This is a genomic window from Synechococcus sp. BA-120 BA3 (assembly GCF_034931285.1).
Classification (GTDB): Bacteria; Cyanobacteriota; Cyanobacteriia; order PCC-6307; family Cyanobiaceae; genus Cyanobium.
The window spans coordinates 1-25,702 of record NZ_JAYGHZ010000253.1; the positions used below are offsets into that span (position 1 = coordinate 1).

Annotated in this window: 23 protein-coding genes and 1 tRNA gene; 9 read left to right on the top strand and 15 right to left on the bottom strand. The window is 69.3% G+C overall.

Features of this window, described 5'->3' with window-relative positions:
* From VB737_RS08410 to VB737_RS08450, 9 genes are all read right to left on the bottom strand, one after another.
* Positions 1 to 450, bottom strand: a 450-nt coding sequence (locus tag VB737_RS08410; protein WP_500312415.1) for an ATP-binding cassette domain-containing protein, incomplete at its 3' end; no start/stop codon positions are given.
* Positions 447 to 1,241: a carbohydrate ABC transporter permease gene (locus tag VB737_RS08415; RefSeq protein WP_500312416.1), complete on the bottom strand. Its 795-nt coding sequence runs from the start codon at positions 1,239 to 1,241 to the stop codon at positions 447 to 449. The genes VB737_RS08410 and VB737_RS08415, both read right to left, overlap by 4 nt.
* Entirely contained in the window at positions 1,238 to 2,125 is an 888-nt protein-coding gene (locus tag VB737_RS08420) for a carbohydrate ABC transporter permease (RefSeq protein ID WP_500312417.1), read from the bottom strand. The genes VB737_RS08415 and VB737_RS08420 overlap by 4 nt, the downstream gene beginning before the upstream one ends.
* A complete protein-coding gene (locus VB737_RS08425) occupies positions 2,122 to 3,504 on the bottom strand; it encodes an extracellular solute-binding protein (RefSeq protein ID WP_500312418.1) in 1,383 nt (460 codons plus the stop codon). The genes VB737_RS08420 and VB737_RS08425 overlap by 4 nt, the downstream gene beginning before the upstream one ends.
* A gap of 52 nt (positions 3,505 to 3,556) precedes the next feature.
* Positions 3,557 to 5,476 carry a molecular chaperone HtpG gene (gene htpG / locus VB737_RS08430; protein ID WP_500312419.1) on the bottom strand — a complete coding sequence of 640 codons (1,920 nt, stop codon included), beginning with the start codon at positions 5,474 to 5,476 and terminating at the stop codon, positions 3,557 to 3,559.
* Between the two features lie 87 nt (positions 5,477 to 5,563).
* A complete protein-coding gene (locus VB737_RS08435) occupies positions 5,564 to 5,791 on the bottom strand; it encodes a ferredoxin family protein (protein ID WP_254943538.1) in 228 nt (75 codons plus the stop codon).
* Between the two features lie 27 nt (positions 5,792 to 5,818).
* A complete protein-coding gene (locus VB737_RS08440) occupies positions 5,819 to 7,006 on the bottom strand; it encodes an ATP phosphoribosyltransferase regulatory subunit (RefSeq protein WP_500312420.1) in 1,188 nt (395 codons plus the stop codon).
* Positions 7,007 to 7,047: 41 nt separating this feature from the next.
* Positions 7,048 to 7,950 carry an inositol monophosphatase family protein gene (locus tag VB737_RS08445; protein ID WP_500312421.1) on the bottom strand — a complete coding sequence of 301 codons (903 nt, stop codon included), beginning with the start codon at positions 7,948 to 7,950 and terminating at the stop codon, positions 7,048 to 7,050.
* The gene (locus VB737_RS08450) at positions 7,947 to 8,315 is read right to left on the bottom strand and encodes a 2Fe-2S iron-sulfur cluster-binding protein (protein ID WP_500312422.1); all 369 of its coding nucleotides are present in this window, start codon (positions 8,313 to 8,315) and stop codon (positions 7,947 to 7,949) included. Before VB737_RS08450 ends, VB737_RS08445 begins: the two co-directional genes overlap by 4 nt.
* A 60-nt stretch (positions 8,316 to 8,375) precedes the next feature.
* Between VB737_RS08450 and VB737_RS08455 the strand changes: the two genes are divergently transcribed.
* Positions 8,376 to 8,462 (top strand) — tRNA-Ser (locus tag VB737_RS08455).
* Between the two features lie 171 nt (positions 8,463 to 8,633).
* On the opposite strand, the gene VB737_RS08460 is transcribed toward VB737_RS08455, so the two are convergent.
* Positions 8,634 to 9,317, bottom strand: a complete 684-nt coding sequence (locus VB737_RS08460; protein WP_500312423.1) for a hypothetical protein — start codon at positions 9,315 to 9,317, stop codon at positions 8,634 to 8,636.
* Between the two features lie 282 nt (positions 9,318 to 9,599).
* Between VB737_RS08460 and VB737_RS08465 the strand changes: the two genes are divergently transcribed.
* Positions 9,600 to 9,872 (top strand): hypothetical protein, encoded by a 273-nt coding sequence (locus VB737_RS08465; RefSeq protein WP_500312424.1) that lies wholly within the window; start codon positions 9,600 to 9,602, stop codon positions 9,870 to 9,872.
* A 530-nt stretch (positions 9,873 to 10,402) separates the two neighbouring features.
* Here VB737_RS08465 and VB737_RS08470 read toward each other — a convergent pair.
* The 4 genes from VB737_RS08470 to pstC all read right to left on the bottom strand — a co-directional run bounded on the left by VB737_RS08470 (position 10,403) and on the right by pstC (position 14,036).
* Complete coding sequence (locus VB737_RS08470; RefSeq protein ID WP_500312425.1) at positions 10,403 to 11,152, bottom strand: COG3650 family protein; 750 nt, start codon at positions 11,150 to 11,152, stop codon at positions 10,403 to 10,405.
* Positions 11,153 to 11,264: 112 nt separating this feature from the next.
* Complete coding sequence (gene pstB / locus VB737_RS08475; protein WP_500312426.1) at positions 11,265 to 12,074, bottom strand: phosphate ABC transporter ATP-binding protein PstB; 810 nt, start codon at positions 12,072 to 12,074, stop codon at positions 11,265 to 11,267.
* 49 nt (positions 12,075 to 12,123) lie between these two features.
* Complete coding sequence (pstA, locus tag VB737_RS08480) at positions 12,124 to 13,032, bottom strand: phosphate ABC transporter permease PstA (protein ID WP_500312427.1); 909 nt, start codon at positions 13,030 to 13,032, stop codon at positions 12,124 to 12,126.
* 50 nt (positions 13,033 to 13,082) lie between these two features.
* Complete coding sequence (gene pstC, locus VB737_RS08485; RefSeq protein WP_500312428.1) at positions 13,083 to 14,036, bottom strand: phosphate ABC transporter permease subunit PstC; 954 nt, start codon at positions 14,034 to 14,036, stop codon at positions 13,083 to 13,085.
* Positions 14,037 to 14,160: 124 nt separating this feature from the next.
* Between pstC and dnaK the strand changes: the two genes are divergently transcribed.
* Genes dnaK through murQ form a run of 4 tightly spaced genes read left to right on the top strand, consistent with a single transcriptional unit; the run spans position 14,161 to position 18,655 of the window.
* On the top strand, positions 14,161 to 16,308 hold the full coding sequence (dnaK, locus tag VB737_RS08490) for a molecular chaperone DnaK (protein WP_500312429.1): 2,148 nt from the start codon (positions 14,161 to 14,163) through the stop codon (positions 16,306 to 16,308).
* A gap of 5 nt (positions 16,309 to 16,313) precedes the next feature.
* A complete protein-coding gene (locus VB737_RS08495; RefSeq protein ID WP_500312430.1) occupies positions 16,314 to 17,240 on the top strand; it encodes a DnaJ domain-containing protein in 927 nt (308 codons plus the stop codon).
* Positions 17,241 to 17,300: 60 nt separating this feature from the next.
* A complete protein-coding gene (locus VB737_RS08500; protein WP_500312431.1) occupies positions 17,301 to 17,702 on the top strand; it encodes a DUF3110 domain-containing protein in 402 nt (133 codons plus the stop codon).
* Positions 17,699 to 18,655, top strand: coding sequence for an N-acetylmuramic acid 6-phosphate etherase (gene murQ, locus VB737_RS08505; RefSeq protein ID WP_500312432.1), 957 nt, complete (start codon positions 17,699 to 17,701; stop codon positions 18,653 to 18,655). Before VB737_RS08500 ends, murQ begins: the two co-directional genes overlap by 4 nt.
* Here murQ and mtnP read toward each other — a convergent pair.
* The gene (gene mtnP / locus VB737_RS08510) at positions 18,612 to 19,607 is read right to left on the bottom strand and encodes an S-methyl-5'-thioadenosine phosphorylase (RefSeq protein ID WP_323304702.1); all 996 of its coding nucleotides are present in this window, start codon (positions 19,605 to 19,607) and stop codon (positions 18,612 to 18,614) included. The genes murQ and mtnP overlap by 44 nt on opposite strands.
* Before the next feature lie 49 nt (positions 19,608 to 19,656).
* On the opposite strand from mtnP, the gene VB737_RS08515 reads away from it, so the two are divergent.
* The 3 genes from VB737_RS08515 to VB737_RS08525 all read left to right on the top strand — a co-directional run bounded on the left by VB737_RS08515 (position 19,657) and on the right by VB737_RS08525 (position 25,692).
* Positions 19,657 to 20,097, top strand: coding sequence for a peptidylprolyl isomerase (locus VB737_RS08515; RefSeq protein WP_323304701.1), 441 nt, complete (start codon positions 19,657 to 19,659; stop codon positions 20,095 to 20,097).
* A gap of 707 nt (positions 20,098 to 20,804) precedes the next feature.
* Complete coding sequence (locus VB737_RS08520; protein ID WP_500312433.1) at positions 20,805 to 23,549, top strand: beta strand repeat-containing protein; 2,745 nt, start codon at positions 20,805 to 20,807, stop codon at positions 23,547 to 23,549.
* Positions 23,550 to 23,643: 94 nt separating this feature from the next.
* Entirely contained in the window at positions 23,644 to 25,692 is a 2,049-nt protein-coding gene (locus tag VB737_RS08525; RefSeq protein ID WP_500312434.1) for a calcium-binding protein, read from the top strand.
* Positions 25,693 to 25,702 lie beyond the last annotated feature (10 nt).

The window sequence follows — 25,702 nt, forward strand, 5'->3', positions numbered from 1 at the left end:
GGCCAGGGCCACCCGCTGGCGCTGGCCGCCGGAGAGCTGGGCGGGCCGGCGCTGGCGCAGCTCCTGGAGCTGCAGCAGCTCAAGAACGGCCCCGAGGCGCCGTTGGCGCTCGGCGGCAGCCACGCCGCGCACCTTGAGTCCCAGGTCCAGGTTGCCCTCCACGCTCAGGTGGGGGTAGAGGGCGTAGCTCTGGAACACCATGGCCACCTGCCGTTCGCCCGGACTGAGGGCGCCCAGGTCCTGGCCGTCCAGGAGCACCTGGCCGGCACTGGCGGGATCCAGCCCCGCCACCAGGCGCAGGGTGGTGGACTTGCCGCAGCCGCTCGGCCCGAGCAGGGCGAGGCATTCGCCGGGGGCGACGGCCAGGTCGAGCCGGTCCAGCAGCCGGCGGCCCCCCACCTCCCGGCACAGCTGGCGCAGCTCCAGACCGGCCCCCGCGGCAGCGTTCATCCCTTCACCGCCCCGCGGGTGAGACCCGAGACGATGGGCCGCTGGGCCACCAGCACCAGCAGCAGCAGGGGCAGGCTGCCCAGCACCGTGGCGGCGGCGAAGGCGCCGTAGGGGATGGTGAACACCGAGCCGCCGCCGATCCGGGCGATGGCGATCGGCAGGGTGAGCAGGTCGTTGCGGCTGATCCAGGTGAGGGCGATGGCGTATTCGTTCCAGCTGGCCAGGAACACCAGGATCGCCGTGCTGGCCAGGGCCGGGCCCAGCAGGGGCAGCAGCACGTGCCGCAGCCGCTGCCCGAGGCCCAGTCCCTCCAGCCGGGCCGCGTCCTCCAGCTCGGTCGGCAGGTCGGCGAGGGCGGCCCGCAGCAGCAGCACCGCCAGCGGCAGCGACAGGCCCGCGTAGGGCAGGCTGAGGGCGAGCAGATCATTGGCCAGGCCGAAGGCGCGGGCCATCTCCAGCAGGGCCAGGAACAGCAGCACGGTGGGGAACATCGCCGCCCCCACCAACCCCAGGCCGACCCCCCAGCGCAGCAGGCCGCGCTGCTGCTGCAGCCCATAGGCGCAGGGCACCGCCAGCAGCAGGGTGAGCAGGGTGGTGGCCAGGGCCACCAGGGTGCTGTTGCCCAGGTAGCGCCAGAAGGGCGGGTCGCCGGCGAGCACCAGCCGGTAGTTGGCCAGGGTCCAGGGGTTGCCCTCCAGCAGCGGTGCCACCAACGCTTCCGGGCGCAGCAGGGAGGTGCGCAGCTGCCAGAGCAGCGGCCCCAGGCTCCAGAGCAGCACCAGCAGCCTCATGCGGCCCGCTCCCGGCGTCGCTGGAGATCACCCCGCCGCCAGAGCAGCCAGCCGCCACCGAGCAGCACCAGCAGCAGCAGGAAGGTGGCGAGCATCACCGTGGCCGCATAGCCGAAGTCGAGGAAGCGCATGGCATTGAGGTAGGCGTAGAGGGCCAGGCTCTCGGTGCTTCCGGCCGGCCCGCCGCCGCTGAGCACCTGGATCAGGTCGAACACCCCCAGGGCCTGGGCCAGCCGGAACAGCAGGGCCAGGGCGAGGTAGGGCACCAGCAGGGGCAGGGTGAGGCGGCGCAGGATCTGCAGGCGGCCGGCCCCCTCCAGCCGCAGGGCCTCCTCCAGATCCCCGGGAATGGTCTGCAGTCCCGCCAGCAGCAGAAGGGCCACGAAGGGCAGGGTCTTCCAGACGTCCGCCAGGACCACGAAGAACCAGGTGGTGGACGGCGTGGAGAGGAAGCCGTAGCTGCTGCCGCCGAGGAAGCGGATGGCGGCGTTGAGGGGGCCGTGGGGATCGTTGAAGATCCAGCGCCAGCCGAGGGCCATCACGGTGGTGGGCAGGGCCCAGGGCAGCAGGGTCAGGGCCCGGAGGGTTCCCTGGCCCCGCAGGGGGCGATGCAGCAGCAGGGCCAGCCCCAGGCCGCCGGCCAGTTCCAGCGCCACCGAGCAGACGGCGAAGCGCAGGGTCTGGAACGCATCCGTCCAGAAGCGGGCATCCTCGAGCAGCCGCCCCCAGTTGGCGCCGCCGTTCGGCACCGGCACGAGCCCGGTGAGCACCGAACTGGCCTGGAAGCTCAGCCAGCCATAGCGCAGCAGGGGGTAGAGGAACACCGCTGCCAGCAGCAGCAGGGCGGGCGCCATCAGCAGCAGGCTGGCCGCACGGGTTTTCATCGGTCCACGGCAGGCTGGCCGTCTGCAGTGTCGCCCGCCGGTCCCGCCAGCGAGCGCAGCACCAGCAGGCTCTGGCGCTGGGCGGTCGCCATGGTCGGGCCTGCTCCCCCCTGGCCGGTCAGCATGCCGTTCACCTGCCGCGCCAGCAGATCGCTGAGCTGGGCATAGGCCGGTGTGGGCGGACGCAGCTGGGGATGCTGCAGGGCCTGGCGCTGCACCGTCAGCAGGGGAGCAAGCCGCTGCAGCTCCGGGTCGTCGTAGAGCCGGCTCCATGTGGGGGCATAGCCCTGCTCGATGGCGAGCTGGCGCTGCACGACTGGGCCCGTGAGCCAACGGATCGCCGCCACCGCCTCCTCCGGATGGGGACTGCCCTTGATCAGGGAGAGCCCCCAGGTGCCCAGGGTGCCGCCACCCTGCCCACCGGGGGCCCCCACCATCGGTGTGACGCCCACCTTGCCTTTCACCGGGCCGCCGCCCTTCTCGATCTCCCGCCAGGCGTAGGGCCAGTTGCGCAGGAAGGCGGCCTCACCGGCGGCGAACGACTGCAGGGTGTCGTTCTCGGCGTAGCTGGCCACCGCCGGCGGGCTCACCCCGTCTCGCAGCAGGCCGTCGAGCCACCCAGCCGCCGCCATGGCCTCCGGACTGTCCAGCTCCGTGCGCGCGGTGGAGCCGTTCCACCACCGGGCTCCGAAGCCGTGGAGCACCTCCACCATCACGCAGCTCAGGCCCTCGTACTGGCGCCCCTGCCAGAGGTAGCCCCAGCGCACCCTGCCGCGGCGTTGCAGGTCCCGGGAGATCGCCACCAGCTCCGCGGTGTCGTGCGGGGGGCGCTCCATCAGATCGGTCCGCCAGTAGAGCAGGCCCGTGTCGCCCGTCAGGGGCATGCGCCAGAGGTGGCCGTCCAGGCCATTGCCCAGGCGGGCGCCGGGCTCCATCGCCGCCAGCACCTCCGGCCCGAACCAGCGCTCCAGGGGCTCGAACCAGCCGGCGGCCACGTAACGGGGCAGCCAGCTGACATCGACCAGCAGCAGGTCGAAGGGGGCCTCCCCCAGCAGCAGGCTGCCGATGGCCAGATCGGAGATGGTGTCGGTGTCCAGGGGCCCGCGGATCACCTCCAGCGCCATGCCGGCACCGCTGGCGTTGAACTGGGCCACCGGAGCGGCGACCGCGTCGGCCAGGGGGGCGGGCATCAGCACCCGGACCGTCACGGGTGCGGCGGCGGTCGCCGGAATTCCAGAGAGACCGGCACTGGACAGACCCGACGCGGGCAGCAGCACCAGCAGCGCCGTGGCCGACAGCAGGGCCAGCAAGGCACCCGTCAGCAGCTTCGGGAGCGACCGCCACCGCCGCAGGCTGGAGAAGGGGGGGCGGGGGGCCATGGGGGCAGGTTAGGCGGGCTGCCCCGCCAGACCTCCAGGGGCCCTGCCGACCTCAGAGGCCGCGCTGCATCAGCTGCCCCATCAGGTCGGCGCTGCGCTGTTGGAAGCCGGCCAGCTGGTTGGGCTCCAGGCCCCCCACGGCCAGGCGCGCCATCTCGTAGATGTGGCGGCTCAGATCCTCAGCCAGCTGGAGGCTGGGGGAGCTGCCGCCCCCGGTGATCACGGCACCGGAGGACAGCTTCAGCAGGCCCTCCACGAGGGGGTGGCGGCGGTTGACCAGCAGCACGTGGTGCTCGGGCAGGCCCGGCAGCCGCTGCTCCATCAGGGCCCCCATGTCGTTGAGGCGGCGCATCTGCTCCGGCAGCAGGATCAGGGCGGCCGGGGAGCCCTCCCCCTTCAGCGACTGCACCTGGACGGTGACCTTGTCGTTGGCGAGGGCGGTCTTGAACAGACCGCGCAGCTTCTCGCCGTTGTCGACGCCGTCGGCGTCCGCCAGCTCGCTTTCGGGTTCGTGCAGGCTGGCGTCGAGTTCGGCGTCGACCCGCTGGAAGCGCAGGTCGCCGTGGCGAGCCTCCAGCCAGGGGATGAACTGGGAATCGATCAGGGTGTCGGCCAGCAGCACCTCGGCCCCCTGCCCCTTCCAGAGGGCCAGGGCCCCGGCCTGGCCGGCCTCATCGGTGCAGTAGAGGATGCGGGTGGCGTTGTCGGCGGGCAGCCGTCCGCGGTAGCCGGCCAGGGTGGTGTAGGTGCGGCCGTCGGTGGCGATGGGATCGGTGGCCACCTCCCCCTCCCCTTCGGCCGGGGCCTCAGCGGCCGCTGCGGTGGTGCCGTAGAGGATCAGGTCAGCCACCTGGTCGGCGAACTTGTCGTCCTCCATGGCGCCGATCTTGATGAAGGGGGCCAGGGAATCCCAGATCTCGGCGTAGCGGGCCGGTTCGTCGCGATGCAGTTCCTTGAGCCGGTCACCCACCTTCTTGGCCACGAAGCCACCGATCGAGCGCACCCGGCGGTCGGTCTGCAGGGCGCTGCGGCTGACGTTGAGGGGGATGTCGGGGGAATCGATCACGCCGCGCAGGGGCAGCAGGTAGCGGGGCACCACCTCCTTGATCGAATCGCTGACGAACACCTGGTTGCAGTAAAGGCGGATCTCCCCTTTCTCCCAGTCGGCGCGGCCGGTGATCCTGGGGAAGTAGAGAATCCCTTGCAGGTTGTAGGGGTAATCGGTGTTGAGGTGCACCCAGAGCAGGGGATCCCCCTGGAAGGGGTAGAGATAGCGGTAGAGGGCGATGTAGTCGTCGTCGCCCAGATCGCGGGGGCTTTGGCGCCAGGGCGCCTCCCGCTTGTTGACGGTTTCACCGTCCAGCTGCACCGCCACCGGCAGGAAGTCGCAGTAAGTGGTGATCAGGGTGCGGATCCGGGAGGGCTCGATGTACTCCAGCTCCTCCTCCATCAGGTGCAGGATCACGTCGGTGCCGGGTTCGGACCGCTCGGCCCCTTCGAGGCTGAAGTTGGGCGAGCCGTCACAGCTCCAGCGCACCGCCTCGGCCTCCGGCCTGGCGCTGAGGCTCACCAGCTCCACCCGGGAGGCCACCATGAAGCTCGAATAGAAGCCCAGACCGAAGTGGCCGATGATGGCGTCGCTTTCGCTCTTGTACTTCTCGAGGAAATCCTCGGCGCTGGAGAACGCCACCTGGTTGATGTAGCGCTTCACCTCATCGGCGGTCATGCCGATGCCGTTGTCGCTGATGGTGAGGGTCTTCGCCTCCCGGTCGATGCGGATGGCGATCGTTCCTTCCTCCCCTTCGCTGCAGTCGCCGGCCATGGCGGCCATGCGCCGCTTGCTGATGGCATCAACGCCGTTGCTCACCAGCTCCCGCAGGAACACCTCATGGCCGGAATAGACGGCCTTCTTGATGATCGGAAAGATGTTCTCGGTGTGGATCTGAATCTGGCCCTGTTCCAGCACCGTCATGGCGAAAGAGAAGAATCGCCCTGAACCTAGGTGGGGGTGCCCGGCGGCTCAAGAGCGCCGAGGGTGGGGTCCCCGAACCCCTGTCCGTCAGAGACCGGGCTTCTGCAGGTCGGGGCGCTCCTCGGGCAGGATCGCCCCCGCCACCGGGCACACCTGCAGGCAGATGCCGCAGTCGATGCAGGTGTCGAAATCGATCCAGTAGAAGGCCGTGCCCTTGCTGTTCGCCCCCGCGCCGGGGTGGATGCAGGCCACCGGGCAGGCATCGACGCAGTCGGCCACGCCCTCACAGACGTTGGTGACGATCGAATGGGCCATCGACGCGACGGAGAGGGCGGGCGGATCCTAGGCAGCCAGCCACACGGCACCGCGGCAGCCCCGTTCCTCCGCCAGCTGGTCAGCCGCTGCCTGATCGGCGCAGGGCCGGGTGCAGAGTTCAGCCGCTTCGCCGCCGTCGTGCAGTTCCGCCATGCGGCGCAGGGCTGCCCCGAGCCCGGCGGCGCTGGAGCTGGCCACCAGCCAGGGACCCGGAGCCTCCGCGGCGGGCTCGGCGGTGGTTGCCGATTCGAGCAGATCGCGGATCGCCTCCACATCGAAGCCGAAGCCGGTGCCGGCCGCCTGGGCGGCGTCGCTGCAGAAGCGGCCCACAAGAGCGTCGTAGCGGCCGCCGCTGGCGATCGCCACCGGGGCATCGCTGCCCTGGCAGACGAGCTTGAACACCAGCCCGTCGTAGAGATCGAAGTGGGGCTGGAAGGTGGGATCCAGCTGCACCCGCACCCCCAGGGCACCGGCCGGTTCCTGAACGCTGGCCAGGGTGGCGGCGAGGGACTCCAGCAGCGGCACCGGACCGAGCCACTGCTCCAGCTCATAGAGCACCCGCACCGGCTCACCCCGCAGACCGATCAGGGCCATCAGCCGCTGGCGCTGGCTGTCGGGCAGGGAGAGGGCGGCGAGGGCGAGGGGGTCGAACTCGGTGAGGGCATGGCGCGCCGCGGAGCGCTGCTCCGCCGGCACCTGGCCCAGCAGGGCGCTGAGCAGGCCGTGGTGGCCCACCAGCAGGGTCGGCTGGTGCTCGGATGCCAGGCCCAGGGTGGCCACGGCGGCCAGCAGCAGGTGCAGCAGCTCCGCGTCGGCGGCGGCGGAGGGCTCGCCGAGCAGTTCCACGCCGCTCTGGAGTTGTTCGCTGATGCGTTGGCCGCCACCATCGCCGATGAAGCTGCGGAAGGTGGTGCCGCTGGCCCAGAGCCGCAGGGGGCGGGGCCGGGCCAGCATGCGGGTGCTGGCGGCCCGGGCGATCGGGGCGGTGAGCTCCGGCCGCAGGCCGAGGGGCTCATCGGCCGCCAGCCGCACGAGCTCCCGTTCGGCGATCGCGCCGCCGGCCTCGAGGGTGTCGAGCCGCTCGATGGTGGGCGGCGCCACCTCCCGATACCCCCAGAGGCGGTAGACCGTGGCCAGCAGGTCGCAGAGTCGCCGGTTGCTGTCGACCTGACCCGGGTTGAGGTCCCGGGCGCCGGCGGCAGGTTGGAGGGCCATGGAGAGGAGTGCTCGGGCGGTGGGGTGGGGAGGGGCGGATCCTATGGAGCGTCGGTCGCGCCGCCGGCGAGGGCATCCAGCTCCGGGGCGCCGAAGCTGGCCCCGCTGAGGGGACGGCACTGGGCCAGCCCCTCGATCAGGGGCTGGCGCAGTCCGGGGGTACAGGCGATCACCCGCCCGTCGGCCAGGTCGAGGGGACCGCCGTCGTAGGCGCAGACCTGCCCGCCGGCCTCCTCCACCAGCACCACGCCGGCCACCAGATCCCAGGGGGAGAGGCCCCGCTCCCAGTAGCCATCGACCCGGCCGGCGGCGACAAAAGCCAGATCGACCGCTGCCGCCCCGGCGCGGCGCACCCCGTGGCTGCGGTGGGTGAACCAGGCGAACTCGGCGTAGTTGTTGTCGAGGCGGCGCACCCGGTCGTAGGAGAACCCGGTGACGAGCAGGGAATCCGCCAGGGCGCCGCAAGCGCTGACGCTCAGCCGGCGACCGTTGCACCAGGCCCCCCGCTCCGGGGCCGCCCAGTAGTGCTCCTCCAGCACCGGCACCTCGAGGGCGCCGAGCAGGGGCAGGCCCCGCCAGCTCAGCCCGACGGAGGTGCCAAAGAACGGGTAGCCGTGGGCGTAGTTGGTGGTGCCGTCGAGGGGATCGACGCACCACAGCAGGTCGCCCTGGCCGTCCAGACGCCCGCTTTCCTCCGCCAGCACGGCCACGGTGGGGGTACCGGCCGCCAGAACCGCCAGCACGGCCGCTTCGGCCGCCAGATCCGCCTCGGTGACCAGGTTGCCCGCCGTGCCCTTCTCCTTCACCTGCTCCAGGCGGCCGAAGTGGCGCCGCAGCTCGCGGCCGCCGGCTTCGGCGGCGTCGCGGGCCACCTGCAGCAGACGCTCCAGCTCGGCGGCATCGAGACCGGACCCCTCCAGGGCCCGCTGACAGAGAGAAGTCATTCGTCGTCCAGGGGCAGGCCGGGACGCACCTGCCCGCGACCGAAGAAGCGGCCGAACTGCTTGTCGTACACCTCGTCCTCGTCCTGGGTCTCCACCTCCAGCGGGCCGGTGGCCCGGGCCACGCACAGCAGGCCGTAGCCCTCCTCACGCAGCTGTTTCGAGAGACCGAGAGCTTCCCGCTGGTCGATCTGGCCGTCCAGCACCCGCACGGCACAGGCGGTGCAGCAGCCATTGCGGCAGCTGAAGGGCAGCGGTTCCCCCTGGGCCTCGAAGCTGCGCAATATGTACTCCCCTTCCGGAACGTCGAGGCGGATGACGCGGTGGGCCTGTCGCCAGTGGACCGTGATCGGGTGGGTGCGGGTCATGGGGCGCTGGGGGGCGTGGTGCAGCCCCTGCTACATTGCCATCTGCCCCATTTCGCCGCTGGAGAGGTGGCCGAGTGGTCGAAGGCGCAGCACTGGAAATGCTGTATAGGGGCAACTCTATCGAGGGTTCGAATCCCTCCCTCTCCGTTAGCTGAAGCCGGTCCCTTGGGACCGGCTTTTTTATGGTTTGTCGCAGCTGTTTGTCACCAATCCCGATGGCGGTTCCCAATGGAAAACCGCCTCAGGTTGAAATGTTCAAGACGCCGACGCTGAAATCGGCGGTGGGTCGGACGGAATGCGCCGGGATCGTTCAGCCGATCACCTGCACTTCTGCGGCTCGGCGTAGGTGATCGACTGGTAGCGGCCGTCGGTGGTGCGAACCGCCACGCAGCTGTTGGTGCGCGGCTGCTGCCAGTAGCTGAAGGCGCTGTCACCGATCTGATCGCCACCGCGATAGGTGTATCCCTTGCGTGTGAGCTCGGCTTCGGCGCTGGCCCCCTTCACGCCCACCAGCGACTGGAGATCGCTTACAGGGGCTCCGATTCTGGCCGGTTCCGTGCTGCTGCTCTTGTTGTTTCCGGTGATCAGACCGCCGATCAGTGCACCCAGCGCCGCCCCCACCAGTGCGCCGGTGGTGGCCTTCTGTGGAGGGTCGTCGAACTTCGCATCCGGGTTCTCGGCGTGATCGAGCTTCACCGAGAGGCGGCGCTCCTCCCCGTCGTTCCAGAGAAACAGGTCGTGGTCGGGTTTCTCGTTATGGCGTACGTTCTTGATGCCGCTGTAGGTCTCCACCTGCAGCGCCTGGGGATTGGGTCCGGTGAAGACAAAGTCGGTGCCGTCATCAAGCTTTATCACATAGGAGTCCCTGCCGCCCGCGGACTTGTGTTTGAAAGTGCAGTGGCCGTTGAAGGCATCGAAGCCACCTTTGGTGAGCTTGCAGCGTCCCTGGGCACGCACCAGCACCTCGGCGATGGCGGCCTGCTGGAAGGGAATCGAAGCCATCAGAAGCAGCAGGCTGAAACCTGCAAGTGAAGCGGCGCGATGGACAGATGTCTTCATTGGGTCTGCTGCAGTGGTCTGTGAGGAGGAGCCTTTGTGCTGTGGGGTGGATTCAATCCCTGTTTTGCAAGTTATTCAGGTATCCCACTGGCGATGGAGGGGATGATGCCGGGATTGAAACAATCGGTACAGGTTGCAACACTTGATTTGTAGCGGATCCTGCGGGCATGCCGAAGCGCCAGCGGCCAACGTGTGGGGACTGCCTTCCCTGTCGAGGTCGACGCCATGGCGCACCCCCTGGTCGTCCTGATCGGGCGCCCCCTCCCGATCCTGATCGTGTCGGTGCTGTGGACTCTGGCGGCGCAGGCCCTGACCCCCTGCCGCAGAGAGCTGCTGGCCAACGGCGCGGCCTGGCTCCTCTACGCCGGCTGGGAAGGGCTGATCCTGGCGATCACCCCCGAGGCCAACATCCGGGTGGACCTGCTGCTGATCGGTCCTCTGCTGGCGGGCCTCGGCGGGTGGGCGGTGGTGGCGGTCGTACGGGAGCGGTGGCGCTAGATCATCAGAACTTGACGGCCGAGATCCATCCGCCCGTCCAAGGCCCTCATGCGATCGAACCGCTGCCTGTCAGCGGCCCTATGGCAGGCGGGGTGGCGTTCCGTGAACATGCCGTAGCGGCTCCGGCGGATCCCGTCCGCTGCGGCTCGGACTCGTACGTCCCTGAAGGCCCTGTCTCCGGAGCTGGATGATGTTGCAATCCCGTGGATAGGCATTCGTCACCAATCCAGGTTCTGCTGCCCTGCTGTGGGACTGGAGACAAATCCCAAGCGTCGGTCACGGTCAACAACGGACGGCTGGCCTTGCTCCTGAAGGTGCCAGCAAAGGATTGAGGTCAGTCTCCGTGGTCCGTGGTGGTGAGGCGGGTGGAACGCCAGCCTTCCTCGGTCGCTTGATCGGGCTTGTCTTGAAGGACGTCCTGGGGGCAGGAACTGCTCTTGGCCTTGGGAGACGGCGGCCGGGCAGCATCGACGTTCCCACGGTCCCGCTGCTCCCCCGCGGTCGGCACACGACCCGTGGCTCCATCGGACTCAGCGCGCCCGTAGGACGGACCCATCCCCGCAGGGCAGGGCATGGGCGCGGGGATCCGGCTCGTTCCAGGCCAGGTAGGCGGTACCGGGCACGGGGTCCCCCAGGGGCACGGCCGGGGGCACACTCGGGTTGGTGGGGTAGGAGCGACCGTCGTGGCGCAGCAGGGCGTAGTAGCCGCGGGCGGCATCGATGCGCACGCGGGTGATCAGCTCCCTCCAGCCGTTGTGGCGCCGCTCGGTCACGACCAGCGGATCCTTGAACAGGCCCATCTGCGTTACCAGCTGCAGCCGGCCCGGGCTCGGCTCACGGAAGATCAGCAGCGGGCAGCCGCCGGTGCCGCAGAACATCGGCCCCACCACCTGGGCCACCAGCTCGGGCCTGCCGTCGCCGTTGAGGTCGACCCGGCTCCACAGATAACGATGGGCCGGCAGACGCTCGCAGGCCACCTTGATCCTGAAACGCTTCGCCTGCCGGCCCTCCACGCTGTCGGGATCGGGCCCGTGCCCCTGTCCGTCGTCGATGCGCACCGGGAAGAGCACCTCCCGCAGCGCCGCCTCAAGGGCGGGGTTGGGCCCGGGCTCCGGCGGCACTGTGCGCACCACGGTGGGGCGGACGCCGATGCCGGGGCGCACGACGCTGCTGGTCTGGGCTGGGGCCGCCGTGGCGGCCAGGAACAGGATGGCCGCCGCCGGCAGCAGCGGCTGGACCGGTTTCAGGAGCGCTGGGGTGGAGCGGCGATGGGGAACCATCCTGGGCCAGGGCAGAGTCACCATCCTCATCCCGTAGCGTTTCGATCCGCCACCTCCCCACCCCCATGGCCACGACGCTGTGGGTGTGGCCGAATGATCCGGAGCCGGGGTCTCAGCCGAAACGGCCGCTGACGTAATCGAGGGTCGACTGCTGGCTGGGGGAGTTGAAGATGTTCTCGGTTTCGTTGAACTCCACCAGATAGCCCACCTTGCCGGAGCCGCCTTCGACCGCCTCGGCATTGAAGAAGGCAGTCATGTCGGCCACGCGCACCGCCTGCTGCATGTTGTGGGTGACGATCATGATCGTGTAGCTGCGCTTCAGTTCGTGCATCGTCTCCTCGATCTTGAGGGTCGAGATCGGATCGAGGGCCGAGCAGGGCTCGTCCATCAGGATCACCTCCGGTTCGGTGGCGATGGCCCGGGCGATGCAGAGTCGCTGCTGCTGGCCGCCGGAAAGGGAAAAGCCACTTTCCTTGAGCTTGTCCTTGCACTCGTCCCAGACGGCCGCCTTGCGCAGGGAACGCTCCACCAGTTCGTCCATGTCCCCCTTGTAGCCGTTGATCCGGGCACCAAAGGCGATGTTTTCGTAGATCGACTTGGGGAAGGGATTGGGCTTCTGGAACACCATGCCGATGCGGCGTCTCACCTCCACCGGATCCACCCGTTTGTCGTAGAGATCGTGCTGATCGAAGATCACCCGGCCCTTGAGGGTGCAGCCGGGGATCAGGTCGTTCATACGGTTGAGGGCCCGCAGCACCGTGCTCTTGCCGCAGCCGGAAGGGCCGATGAAGGCGGTCACCTTGCCCTTGGGCAGATCCATGTAGACGTTCTTGACCGCCTCGAAGCTGCCGTAGGAGATGGTGACGTCCTGCAGGGACATGCAGACGTCGCTGGCCACGGTGGAGGAAGGGGAAGCAGTCATGTCAGGGATGGGTGAGACGGAGCCGGAAGGGATGGGAAAGGCCAGGACGTCAGGTGCGCGACACCCGGCTGATCCAGCGGGCCAGGAGGTTGGCGCCGAGAATCATGATCACCAGCACGAACGAAGCAGCCCAGGCCAGTTCGTTCTGGGCTTCGTACGGCATGATCGCGAAGTTGAAGATCAGCACCGACATGGTGGCGATCGGATTGAACAGTCCCTCGGGCCAGAAGGGGGAGAACAGGGCCGTGAAGATCAGCGGCGCCGTTTCGCCGGCGGCCCGGGCGATCCCCAGCACCACGCCCGTGGCGATGGGGGTGAAGGCGGCCGGCAGCGTGATCCGGGTGATGGTCACGAAGCGGGAGGCACCGACGCCGTAGGCACCCCAGCGCAGTTCCTGCGGCACCAGCAGCAGGCCCTCGTAGGTGGTCTTGATGACGGTGGGAAGCATCAGCACCGACAGGGCGATGCCACCGGCCATGGCGCTGAAGCTCTGGTCGAAGAAGATCCGAGTGGCGACGATCAGGGAGTAGATGAAGACGCCGCAGATGATCGAAGGCACCCCGGCCAGCACATCGTTGCCGAAGCGCACGAAACGGGAGAACCAGCCGTTCTGGGCGTACTCGGAGAGGTAGACACCGCCGCCGACCCCCACCGGAATGGCGATCACGGAGGCGATCAGGGTGACGACGATCGTGCCCATGATGGCGTTGCCGATGCCGCCGCCTTCGAGTCCGGGCGCCGGAGGCAGCTCGGTCAGCAGCTGCAGGCTGAGCAGCCGTCCGCCCTGGATCAGCACGTAGATGATCACCAGGAACAGGGGGATCACGGCGACCACCGCGAAGAAGCCGGCGATGGCGGTGGCGAACTGGTTGAAGCGGTTGCGCTTCAGGGACGGGTCGTAGTGGAGGGTGAGCCGTTCCGTGAAATGACGGGTCGTCGGCGGAGTCGAGACGGACATGGCCAGGGAACGTCGTGAACGGGGGTAAGTGGATCGGAAGGGGTTTCGGCTCAGTAGCGCAGGCTGAGGCGCCGCACGATCCACTGGGCCATCACGTTGACGACGAAGGTGAGGATCATCAGCACAACGGCCGCGTACATCAGAGCGGAGACCTGGATGCCATCGGCCTCACCGAACTGGTTGGCCAGCATGGAGGAAATGGTGTTGCCCGGGGCCAGCAGGGAGACGCTGAAGTTGAGGGAGTTGCCGATGATCATCGTCACCGCCATCGTCTCGCCCATGGCCCGGCCGAGGGAGAGCATCACCCCGCCCATGATCGAGGAGACGGCCGCCGGCAGGATGACGTTGAAGATGGCGCCCCAGCGGGTGGTGCCCACGCCATAGGCCCCCTGGCGCAGCTCGATCGGCACCTGGTTGAGGGCATCGCGGGAGATGGCGGTGATGATCGGCAGCACCATCACCACCAGGATCAGGATCGCCGGGGCCGTGCCGGGACCTTGGGGAACGGTGGAAAAGAAGGGTGTCCAGCCGAGGGCGCTGTGCAGCAGGGAGAGGAAGGGGCGGATCGCCGGTTCCATCACGAAGATCGCCCACAGGCCGAGCACCACGGAGGGAATGGCGGCGAGCAGTTCCACCAGCAGGCCGATCAGGTCACGGATGCTGCGGGGGAGGAGGTCTTCGGTGATGAAAATCGCCGTTCCCAGACCGATGGGCACGGCGATCAGCAGGGAGAGGATCGAGGTGACGAGGGTGCCGTAGATGGCAATCAGGGCGCCATAGTTCTCATTGACCGGATCCCAGGCGGAGGTGGTCAGGAACTTGAGCCCGAAGGTGGCCATGGCCTCCTTGGCACCGCTGAACACGGTCAAGAAGATCGCCACCAGGACGACTCCCACCGAAGCCGCCAGCACCAGGGTGAGCTGGCGGAAGCCGATGTCGACCAGCTTCTCCTGGGGTGGCCGCCGCCTGAGGGTGAACGCGTCGGTGGAGGGGGTGCTCCTCATGCAGCAATGATGCCGGTCGGCATGGACGTTGCACCTGATCTCAGCACGAGTTTCAGCCGGCCCGTTTAAGCTCGGTTTAACGGTCGACGGGCTCCGGTAGCGTTGGGCCGCCATCAGGACTTCCATGGGGCGCATCGTCGGCATCGATCTGGGCACCACCAATTCGGTGGTGGCCGTGCTCGAAGGCGGCAGGCCCCAGGTCATCGCCAATGCGGAGGGGGGTCGCACCACCCCCTCGGTGGTGGGGTTCAGCCGTGACCAGGAGCTGCTGGTGGGACAGCTGGCCCGCCGTCAGCTTGTGTTGAACCCCCGCAACACCTTCGCCAACCTCAAGCGCTTCGTCGGCCGCAGCTGGGACGAACTCGACGAAGGCAGCCTGGGGGTGCCCTACAGCGTGCGCGCCAACGACCAGGGCAACGTGCGCGTCATCTGCCCGGCCACGGAACGGGAGTACGCCCCCGAGGAACTGGTGGCCTCGATCCTGCGCAAGCTGGTCGACGACGCCACCACCTACCTGGGCGAGGCGGTGGAGGCGGCCGTGATCACGGTGCCGGCCTACTTCAACGATGCCCAGCGCCAGGCCACCCGTGATGCCGGCCGCCTGGCGGGCATCACGGTGGAGCGGATCCTCAACGAACCCACCGCGGCGGCGCTGGCTTACGGCTTTGATCGCAGCACCGTCAAGCGGGTGCTGGTGTTCGACCTCGGCGGCGGCACCTTCGATGTCTCCGTGCTGCGCATCGCCAACGGCGTCTTCGACGTCATGGCCACCAGCGGCGACACCCAGCTGGGCGGTAACGACTGGGACCGTCGCATCGTCGACTGGGTGGCCGAGGCCTTCCTCGCCGAACACAGCACCGACCTGCGCCGCGACCGCCAGGCGCTGCAGCGGCTCACCGAGGCCGCCGAGAAGGCCAAGCAGGAGCTCTCGGGCGTGCAGAGCACGCCGCTGTCGCTGCCCTTCATCGCCACCGGACCCGACGGCCCGCTCCACATCGAGACCACCCTGGAGCGCGGCACCTTCGAGGGGCTCTGCCCCGACCTGCTGGACCGGCTGCTGCGCCCGGTCCAGCGGGCCCTGCGGGATTCGGGCCTGAGTGCCGACGCCATCGATGACGTCGTGCTGGTGGGCGGCTCCACCCGCATGCCGATGGTTCAGGAGATGGTGCGCACCCTGATTCCGCGGGAGCCGTGCCAGTCGGTCAACCCTGACGAGGTGGTGGCGATCGGTGCGGCGGTGCAGGCCGGCATCCTCACCGGCGAACTGCGCGACCTGATGCTCAACGACGTCACGCCCCTCTCGCTGGGGCTGGAGACGATCGGTGGCGTGATGAAGGTGCTGATTCCCCGCAACACCCCGATCCCGGTGCGCAAGTCGGATCTGTTCAGCACCTCGGAGGCCAACCAGTCGTCGGTGGAGATCCATGTGCTCCAGGGGGAGCGGCAGATGGCCGCCGACAACAAGTCCCTCGGCCGCTTCCGGCTCTCCGGCATCCCACCGGCCCCCCGCGGTGTGCCCCAGGTGCAGGTGTCCTTCGACATCGATGCCAACGGCTTGCTGCAGGTGTCCGCCACCGACCGCACCACCGGGCGCCAGCAGAGCGTCTCGATCCAGGGGGGTTCGAACCTCAGCGAGGAGGAGATCAACCGGCTGCTGGAGGAGGCGGAGCGCAAGTCGGTCGAGGACCGGCGCAAGCGGGCCGTCATCGACCGCCGCAACCGCGCCCAGACCCTGGTGGCCCAGGCCGAGCGGCGGCTGCGGGATGCCGCCCTGGAACTGGGCCCCGCCGGTGCCGACCGTCAGCAGCGCGCCGTCGAGCTGGCCCTGCGCGATGTGCAGGATGTGCTGGCCCAGGAGGACCCCGCCGACCTCGAGCTGGCCGTGAGCCAGCTGCAGGAGGCCCTGTTCGGCCTCAACCGCCGTCTGCTGGGGGAACGGCGGGCGGAGAGCGGCCCCCTCAAGGGGCTCAAGAACACCCTGGGGTCTCTCAAGGACGAACTCTTCTCGGACGACGACTGGGACGACTGGGGCGGATCGGGCCGCTCCGACCCGTGGTCGACCCCTCCCCGGCCGCTGCAGCGGGACCCCTACCCCCTCGGCCGCTTCGCCGAAAGGGAGGGGGGCTACGACGACGACGGCGCCTCCCGCCGCTGGGACAACGGCCGCTCCTGGGACCGCCAGGAGCCCTACGACCGTGAGGTCTCCGGCGAGCGGCACCGCCCGCGCCGCGGCGGCCGGTACGACCAGGACGATCCCTGGGCCGACGGCTGAGGGACGTGAGCCAGTCCCCCACCTCGGACCCGGTGGCCAGCGCCAGCCGTGATCACTGGGAGGTGCTCGGCCTGTCCGCGGGCGCCGACGCCGCCAGCATCAAGCGGGCCTTCCGCCAGCAGGCCCGCCGCTGGCACCCGGACCTCAACGGCAACGACCCGGTGGCGGAGGCTCGCTTCAAGGAGGTCAATGAGGCCTACGCGGTGCTCTCTGATCCGGTCCGCCGCCGCGCCTGGGAGGCCGGTGACGGGCAGGACAGCGCCGGCCTCGACAGCGATCCCTTCGCCAAGGGTTTTCCCCGCTTCGAGGACTACCTGGCGGAGCTGTTCGGCCAGGAGCGCCGCAGCCCGCGGGAATGGGACGAGGAGCCCATCGAGGAGGAGCCTCCCCCGGCCGGCGAGGTGACGACGGCGCCGGTGTCACCGCCACCGGTGATGGCCGCCACGGATGAGGAAACCCTCGTCACCCTCACACCGGAGCAGGCCCTCAGCGGCCAGCGGCTGGAGCTGGAGCTGCGCGACGGCACCGTGGTGGAGGTCTGGACGCCCCCCCTGGCGGGCGATGGCTGGCGGCTGCGCCTCGCCGGGGTGGCGGCCGGTGGGGCCGACCACTTCCTGCAGCTGCGGGTGCGCACCGCGGAGGGGCTGCGCATCGATGGCCTGCGGGTGCACTACCAGCTCGACCTCCACCCTGCCGATGCCGCCCTCGGCTGCCACGCGGTGGTGCCCACCCTGGAGGGGCCCGTACGGCTGCGGGTGCCGCCCGGATCCTCCAGCGGCCGCCTGCTGCGCTTGCGACAGCGGGGGCAGCGCCAGGGGGAGCAGCGGGGCGACCAGCTCGTGGAGGTGAGGATCGTCGTGCCGGACCGGCCGACGGAAGCGGAGGAGGCCCTGTTCCGGCGCCTGCGGGAGCTGGACCGGGAACAGAAATGAGACACTGGGCTGCGCCCCACCCCTGACGATGTGACAGACGGCGGTCTCCCACCCAACCCGGTGCATGTCCTGCTGTTCGACCCGGGCAGCGACCAGGAAGGCATCCACTCGCTCGAGCTGGGCGGTCGCACGGTGGTGCTGTTGTTCGAGAACCCGGACGACGCCGAGCGCTACGCCGGTCTGCTCGAGGCCCAGGACTTTCCGGTGCCCTGCGTCGAGGCCCTCAATCGCCAGGATCTGGAGGATTTCTGTGCCGAGGCTGGCTACGAGGCCCGTTTCGTCCCCGCCGGGTTCATGCCCGAGAGCGAGGAGGAGCGGCTGCTGCTCGCTCCTCCTGAGCGCAACATGGAGGTGACGGGCTGGAAGGAGGAGCCGGTGGCCTCCGATGCTGAAGATCCCCATGGCCCTGCCGGCGATGCGGAGCTGGAGGCCTTCCGCCGTCGCCTCGAAGGTCTGCTTTGAGCGCCCCCGGCGGCGACAGGGGCCACCTGCTCACCGAGCGGCCCAACCCGGCCAGCGAGACCCTCGACCAGCTGCCGACCGCGAACCTGGTGGAGCTGTTCTGTGCCAACGACCTGCTGCCCCAGCAGGCGGTGGCCGCTGCGTCGGCGGCCCTGACGGCCGCCATCGATGCCATCGCGGCACGGCTCTCCGGTGGGGGCCGCCTCTTCTACCTGGGGGCGGGCACCTCGGGCCGGCTGGGGGTGCTGGATGCGGCGGAGTGTCCGCCCACCTTCTGCAGTCCCCCCGAGCTGGTGCAGGGGGTGCTGGCGGGCGGGGCGGCGGCCCTGCTGCGCAGCTCCGAAGGGCTGGAGGATCTGCGGGAGGCGGGCCGCGACGACCTCATCCAGCGGGGCTTCGGCCCCGGGGACGCCCTGGTGGGCATCGCCGCCGGCGGCACCACCCCCTACGTGCTGGGGGGACTGGCCCACGGCCAGACGATCGGGGCCCTCACGGTGGCCATGGCCTGCGTGCCCGCCGACCAGGTGCCGATGCCCTGCGACATCGACATCCGCCTGCTGACCGGGCCGGAACTGCTGACCGGCTCCACCCGGCTCAAGGCTGGCACCGCCACCAAGATGGCGCTCAACATCCTCTCCACCGGCGTGATGGTGCGCCTGGGCAAGGTGTTCGGCAACCGGATGGTGGATGTCGCCGTCACCAACAGCAAGCTGGAGGACCGGGCCCTGCGCATCCTGCGGGATCTGGCCGGCGTATCCCGCGAGCAGGGCCTGGGCCTGCTGGAGCGGGCCGGGGGATCGGTGCGGCTGGCGCTGCTGATGGCCGCCTCCGGCCTGGAGGCCGGGGCAGCCCGTTCAGCCCTGGAGCGCTACGGCCCCGGCCTGCGCCAGTGCCTCGAGGCCCTCGGGGTCAGCCTGCCGCCGTCGTCGCCGTCGTCGTCGCCTCCGTCGTGACCTCACCCTCGCTGAACGGTCCCCAGTAGGGCGCGGTGAACAGCTCGGTGCGGCGCCGGGTGGCCGGCGGCACCTGGGCGGGCGGGGTCATCAGGGCATCCCGTAGGGCCTGGTGGGCCGGGCTGGGGGGCCGCAGGGCCTGCACCCGCTCGGCGGCCAGCCGCACGATCTGCTGGGCGAGGGCCGCATTGGCGCGCAGGTTGTCGATCACCAGCTCGACGGTGACGGCGTCATGCATTGCATGCCAGCAGTCGTAGTCGGTGACCATCGCCAGGGTGGCGTAGGCCATCTCCGCCTCCCTGGCCAGCCGCGCCTCGGTGTGGTTTGTCATGCCGATCACCGTGCAGCCCCAGGAGCGGTAGAGCTCGGATTCGGCCCGGGTGGAGAAGGCGGGCCCCTCCATGCAGAGGTAGGTGCCGCCGCGGTGCAGCTGGCGCCCCTCCGGCATCAGGCTGTCGCTGACATCACCGAGGACCCGGGAGAGCACGGAGCAGTAGGGGTCCGCATTGCCGACGTGGGCCACCAGGCCCTCACCGAAGAAGGTGAGCGGCCGCTGCATGGTGCGATCGATGAACTGATCGGGAACCACCATGTCGAGGGGACGCACGTTCTCCTGCAGGGAACCCACGGCTGACACCGACAGGATCCAGCGCACCCCGAGGGAGCGCAGGGCCCAGAGGTTGGCCTGATAGGGAACCTCGCTGGGGGTGAAGGTGTGGTGGCGGCCATGGCGGGCCAGGAACACGACCTCCAGATCGCCGATCCGGCCGATCCGCAGGCTGTCGGAGGGGGCCCCGTAGGGGGTGTCGACCGTCAGTTCGCGCACGTCCTCCAGGCCCTCCATGGCATAGAGGCCGCTGCCACCGAGCACCCCGAGGCGGGCCCGGGAAAGATCGGACGTCGGCAGACCGCTGGCCTGGGGCGAGGGGGTGGACGGCTCGGTGCTGGCCATGGATGCGGGGTGCCCTGGACGGATACAGTCGAAGTTTGCCTCCTCGACCGTGCCCAAGGCCCTGATGGACACCGACGCCGGCCTGATCACCATCGATCTGTTCGACGCCGATGCCCCCGGTACCGTCGCCAATTTCGTGAAGCTTTCCAAGGACGGCTTCTATGACGGCCTGGCCTTCCACCGGGTGATCGACGGCTTCATGGCCCAGGGAGGATGCCCCAACAGCCGCGAGGGCGCCCGCGGCATGGCCGGCACCGGCGGCCCCGGCTACACGATTCCCTGCGAGATCAACGCCCAGAAGCACAAGGCCGGCAGCCTGTCGATGGCCCATGCGGGCCGCAACACCGGTGGCAGCCAGTTCTTCCTCTGCCATGGCCCCCAGCCGCACCTGGATGGCCAGCACACCGTCTTCGGCCACACCGAGAACATCGATGTGGTGCTGGCTCTGAAGAACGGCAGCCGGATCCGCAAGGTGACGATCGAGGCGTAGGGGGGCCTTCGGCGGGGCGCTGCTGGCCGGCGTGCCCGTGATGGAGCCGTCGTGCCGCAAAACCCCGCATGGCGTACACACGCTCTGGCGGCCTGTCTGCTGCTTGAGCGATCAGGATTTGTGATCGATGCGATGCTGCTGCACCGGCATTCATCGATCCATCCGGCTGGCAGTTGCCCGTCCAACGGGGTCTGAGCAAGCCGGAGCGGGCCCTGCAGTGGCGGCCTCGGCCCCCACGGTCGCCGGGGTGGCTGACGGCCTCCACGGCGTGCAGAGCAACGCCGAAGCCATGGCAGGCCAAGGGACAGCGTGGGGGCTGATCCGTAGCAACCGAGACAGACCAAGGGATCTGGGCCGCTATCCCGTGGCCCGGGACTCCGGCACTCCGTGTCTATCCCCATGGCTGGGATGAGGCTTTCAGCCGTTCATTGCCTGCACGTCCGGTATCAATGAATGGAGGATAAGAACAACGATATTTCCAGTAACGGAAGATTGCGTGGTTCATGAACGCGCTGTCAAGCAAAGACACGCCCCAAGGACGTTCATGCTGATCCGCTGCACATGTGCTGAATCGCAGCAAATAAGCACATTTCTCCAGTGGATCGACTTGTGGCAATGGTGATAGGAGTGGTGGGAGGCCCGGCTGACAACCTCCGCCTTGCCCTCCTGGGATTACAGGACTTCAAGTACCTTCTTCCTCACGAATCATGACCGCCACAAACACAACCCGCACCGTCGGGATCGACGACTCCACGATCGAGGTCGGCACCAGCACAACGGTGACGGCCTCGGCGGCATCGACGACGCCCGCCATCGATGACGTCGTCTCCGGCGACGCCCAGGCCACGGCCAGCACCACAGCCCAGGCCGCCATTCTCAACAGCAAGATCCGTGTCGGCACGGCGGGCACCCTGAATGCCACCGAAGTCGGATCCGTGGGAGCCGCTGCCACCACCACCACCGGTGATGCCACGGCCTCGGCCAGCAACGACGGTCCCACCGGCGGGATCATCAACAGCACCGACGGGCCCAACCAGATCAAGATCGGAACGGATGCCGTGGTGACGGCGAACGCCACCAACGACGCCCTGGCAGCGGCCACCGCGGTGGATGGAGCCACCACCGCCACGGCCAACACCGGCAAGGTCTTCGGTCTCAAGAATGTGGGCCTCGAGGCCGGCCTGGGGGTCAGGCTGGACGCCGCCGCGACGGCGACCAACACCGCTGCGGCCCAGTCGGTGGGACTGCCGCCTGGTACGGGAGCGGCCACGGCCACGGCGGGTGCCGGGAACGCCAAGGTGGTCGGCATCTATGCCAGCGGCGCCAAGTTCATGTCCCCACCGGTCGGTGACGAGCCCGCGCCCGAGGGGCCAGCCGTCGCATCGGTGAATGGTGAGCACGGTGCCTCTCACGACCCCCTGAAGATCTCCTTCGGCGAGAGCGGGATCATCACGGCGTTCGGAGACGGAGGCTTCGACGCCTCGGCCGAAAGCGTGACCGGTGCCGCGAACGCCTCCAGCCTGGCCAATCTGGTGGCCGGCATCGCCGTGGGCAGGAACACGTCCTATCCGATGCCCGAAGGCGAAGACGCCCAGGCCGAATCGGTGATGCAGTCGCCGGGAGGCATGGCGATCAGCTTCGGGGAGAACGGCACGGTGGCCGCCCAGGGTTCCGTGGGCAACGGTGCCGTGGGTGCCCGCGCTGATGCCGAGACGGTCACCGGTCCGGCTTCAGCCACCGTGGCCATCGACACGATCGCCGGCATCGTCGATGTCAACAAGCTCGGTGGTGGCGATCGGTCCAGGAGCCTCGGCGCCTCCACCACCCTCAGCATCGGCAGGGACGGTGACGTCCAGGCCGCCGGTGTCGGCAGCAGCGCCGCGACGGCCAGCTCGGTGACTGCGCCACCCGATACGGACGTGGTGGCCACCACCAACAACGCCAACGTGGTGGGCATCGCCATCGACAAGCTCGCCATCGGCCAGAACGCCACCCGCCTGTTCGCCCAGGGCTTCAGCAACCAGTCGGCCACGGCCCAGAGCACCACCTCCGGGGGTGATCCTCTGGCCAGCGCCGCCAATGGTGACTTCGTCGCCGGTATTTACGACACCACGGTGACGGTGGGCGGAAACGCCACCGATCCCACGGCCGACGCCACGCTGCTCGCCAGTGCCACGGCCAGCGCCGTCACGACGACGGTGGGCAGCAACGCCGATGCGGGCGTGGGCTCCAAGGTGGTGGGGTTCAGCAAGGGCAGCCTCTCCATCGGCGACAGCATCCTCGGCAGTGGTGTCTTCAACGCCAGCGCCGCCGCCGACCTGGCGGCCGATGCCAGCGCCACCACCGGTGACACCTCGGCCCGGGCCGGTAGCTCCAGCTCCCGGGTGATCGGTCTCAACCGCGCCCCGGTGGCCATCGGCGAGGCGGGCAGTGTGGCGGGCAGCGCCATCGGCTCGGTGGCGGCCGACGCCGCCTCGGTGACCGGAGACGCGCTGGCGAAGGCCGTGCAGACGGCCCGTGGCATCAAGGACAGTGAGATCACCATCGGCACCAATGGCGACGTGGATGGTGCAGCCGAGCTGACCGGCACGGCTTCGGCGACCACCACCACCGGTGACGCCGACGCCAAGACCCGGCTCTCGGCCAAGGGGATCGACAACGACGTCAAGATCACCATCGGCCAGGCAGGCGATGTGAGCGGCAGCGCCTCCGCCACGGACACCGGCACCCTGGCCTCCGCCGTCACCGGCGATACCGACGCCACCTCCAAGCTCAAGGCCATCGGCATCCATCTGGGTGGCGGTACCCCGATCGCGATCGGCACCACCGGCAACACCACCGGCTCCGCCACGGCTGCCGCCCCCAGCGTGCTGTCCACCACCACCACCGGCGATGCCGAGGTCTCGATGGATCAGACCGCCATCGGGATCAAGGGCAGCGGCGGGGGCTACGGAATGGTTTCGCTCACCAGTGGTGGCGGCAACGGCAGCTCGATCAGTGCCGGCTTCGCCGGTGACATCACCGGGACAGGCGCCGGCAGCGCCGTCGGCACGGCCAACACCATCACGGGGAACGCCTTTGCCGGCACCGACGCCTTCATCGCCGGCATCAAGAAGGTCAACCTCTCCGCCGACAATGTCACCGCGGAGGCTCAGGGGACCTACGAGACCAATGCCCTGGCCGTCACCGGCGATGCCAACGCCAATTCCAATGTGAAGGTGGCGGGCCTGCTGGGGTATGGCAACCAGGCCAGCCTCAACGGTGATCTCAGGGCCACTGCGGTGCTGAGCAACATCGTCATGGCCTCCACCACCACCGGCAGCGCCACCGCCATCGCCAACAGCGATGTGGTGGGCATGAGCGGGTACAACGTCAACATCCTCCAGAGCGGCAACATCACGGCCTCGGCAGTCAGCGACACCATCGCCATGGCCTCCACCGTGACCGGCTGACGCTCAGCGGAGCGATTTCCCCTGCGGGGGCCGGATCGATCGATCCGGCCCCCTTCCCTGACTCCCTTCCGGTCCCTGCGCCGCGTCGTTCCCCATGGCGTTCCAACCCATCACCACCGCCCTGTCGCGGGCCCTCGCCCTGCGGCTCGGGCCTGGCACCACCTTTCTCGGTGGTGGTCTCCAGCTCACCATCGCTCCCGGTGCCCAGGCCAGCAACCGGGTGGTTCTGCCGGCCGGACAGCCGGTCGGCTCCCTCGCCTCTGCCCTCGGCCTGGGACTCGGCTCCAGCCGGTTTCTCGCCGATCCCGAGGATGCGGCCTTCTTCGGGAGTCCCGGCCTGTCGATCATCACCGGTGGCGGATCAATCGTCGGCACGGCGGCCGCCACCGCCACCACCACGGGCCGCAACGCCAACGCCGCCGATGCCAAGGCCACCAACATCGGACTGGCGAACCTTGATGTGATCACCCGTGGCGGCGATCCCCTCTGGATCGGCAGCCCCGGTAACCCCCTGCAGGCAACGGCTTCGGCAGCGACCCGTTCCCTGCTGCCATCCGGCGGTCAGCCGCTCCTCACGGCCCGGTTGTCGGCCCTGGCCACGGTGCGAGGTCTGGAGGGTGCTCCGTCGACCGACCGCCTCGCCGGCGGGGCCCTGCCCAGCTTCTTCGGCCAGCCCAACGCCGCGGTGCTGGCCTCCGCCACGCTTGATGCGGACCCGGGACCGACAACCACGGCATCCCGTGCCGTGGCCGATGCCAGGGGCATCGAGGGCTATCGGGTGATGGCCCTCCCGGCGGCGCTGCCGGGTTCCCCCGCCGAGGTGAGCGGCCTGGCCGTGGCCACACTCCGCCTCGAGGGCGCTCCGCCCACCAGCGTCGAACCGGCCGACCTCACGGCGACGGCCATCGGCATCGATCACGCCATCCTGCGGGGCCCGGCCAGCGGGCCGCTGAACGTTCAGGGATCGGGCCTGGCCCAGTTCGATGCCGCTGTGGCTCCGCCGCCTGGCTCCCTCCGGCTGAACAACCTGCAGGGGATCGGCCTGCTCGCCGTTGATCTGCAGAGCAACGGCGGTGACACCACCGTGGTGGGCCTGGGGGGCTTTGCCGCTCCCACCGGCGGCGGGCTGCTGCCCGCCATGGACGCGGCGGGCATTGATGGCTCCACGATCCTCACCGGAACCGGAAACGACACGGTGTTTGGTGGCATCCTCACCGAACAGACCGCGGGGGTGGACGCCGACGGGGACGGCGTGCTCTCGGCCGACGTCTTTCTGGATGCCTCCGCCCTGATCGGCGGCCCTGGCGGCTTCGACGGCATCCGCAACAGTCTCATCAACACCGGTCTGGGGGAGGATGTGGTCGTCGGCGCCGCCAGCCGGAGCCGGATCGACACCGCCGGCGGCGACGACGCGATCCTTCTTGACCGCGCCCGCGCCTCCTTCCTCGATGGCGGCTTCGGTGACGACGCCATCGCGGTGCTGGGTCTGGCGCTCGACAACAGCCTCAGGGGTGGTTTCGGCAACGACACGGTGACGGTTGCCGCCGGTGACGGCAACCGTCTGGACGGCGGCTTCGGCCAGGACCTGGTGGCCGGTGGAACCGGCAAGAACACATTCCTGCAGTCCAATGCCGGGGCGGCGCTGGATGCCGTGAGCAGGAGTGTGGCGCCGGACTTCGCCGAACGGCTCACCGATCCCGCCTTCTGGGCCGCCCTGGAGACCACGGCCAAGGAAGACCTCTGGGGGGAGAGGGCGCAGCAGTCCGGCACAAAGGTCATGCTTGACACCATCAGCAACTTCGACGCCGCCCGGGGCGACGTGCTGGAACTCAGCAGCACCCTGGGCTCGATCACCCAGAGCCTCTGGCAGAGCCAGGGAGCGATCTTCGGCGTCCAGGACGGCCAGCTGGTGGTGCGTGACGGTCCCCAGACCAGCCAGATCGGCCTTGTGGTGGGAAGCCTGGCGGACATCCGCAGCCTCGGCATCGGCTCGCCATCGCTGGCCTACGCCACCGACACGCGCCAGCTGATGTACGACGCCGACGGTGACTGGTCGAAGGGAAGCCGGAGCCTCGGCACCGTGACCATGGCCGATCCGGCCGCCCTCACCAAGTCCAGCATCCAGTTCGGCAGCGGCGGCTGAATCGCGACGA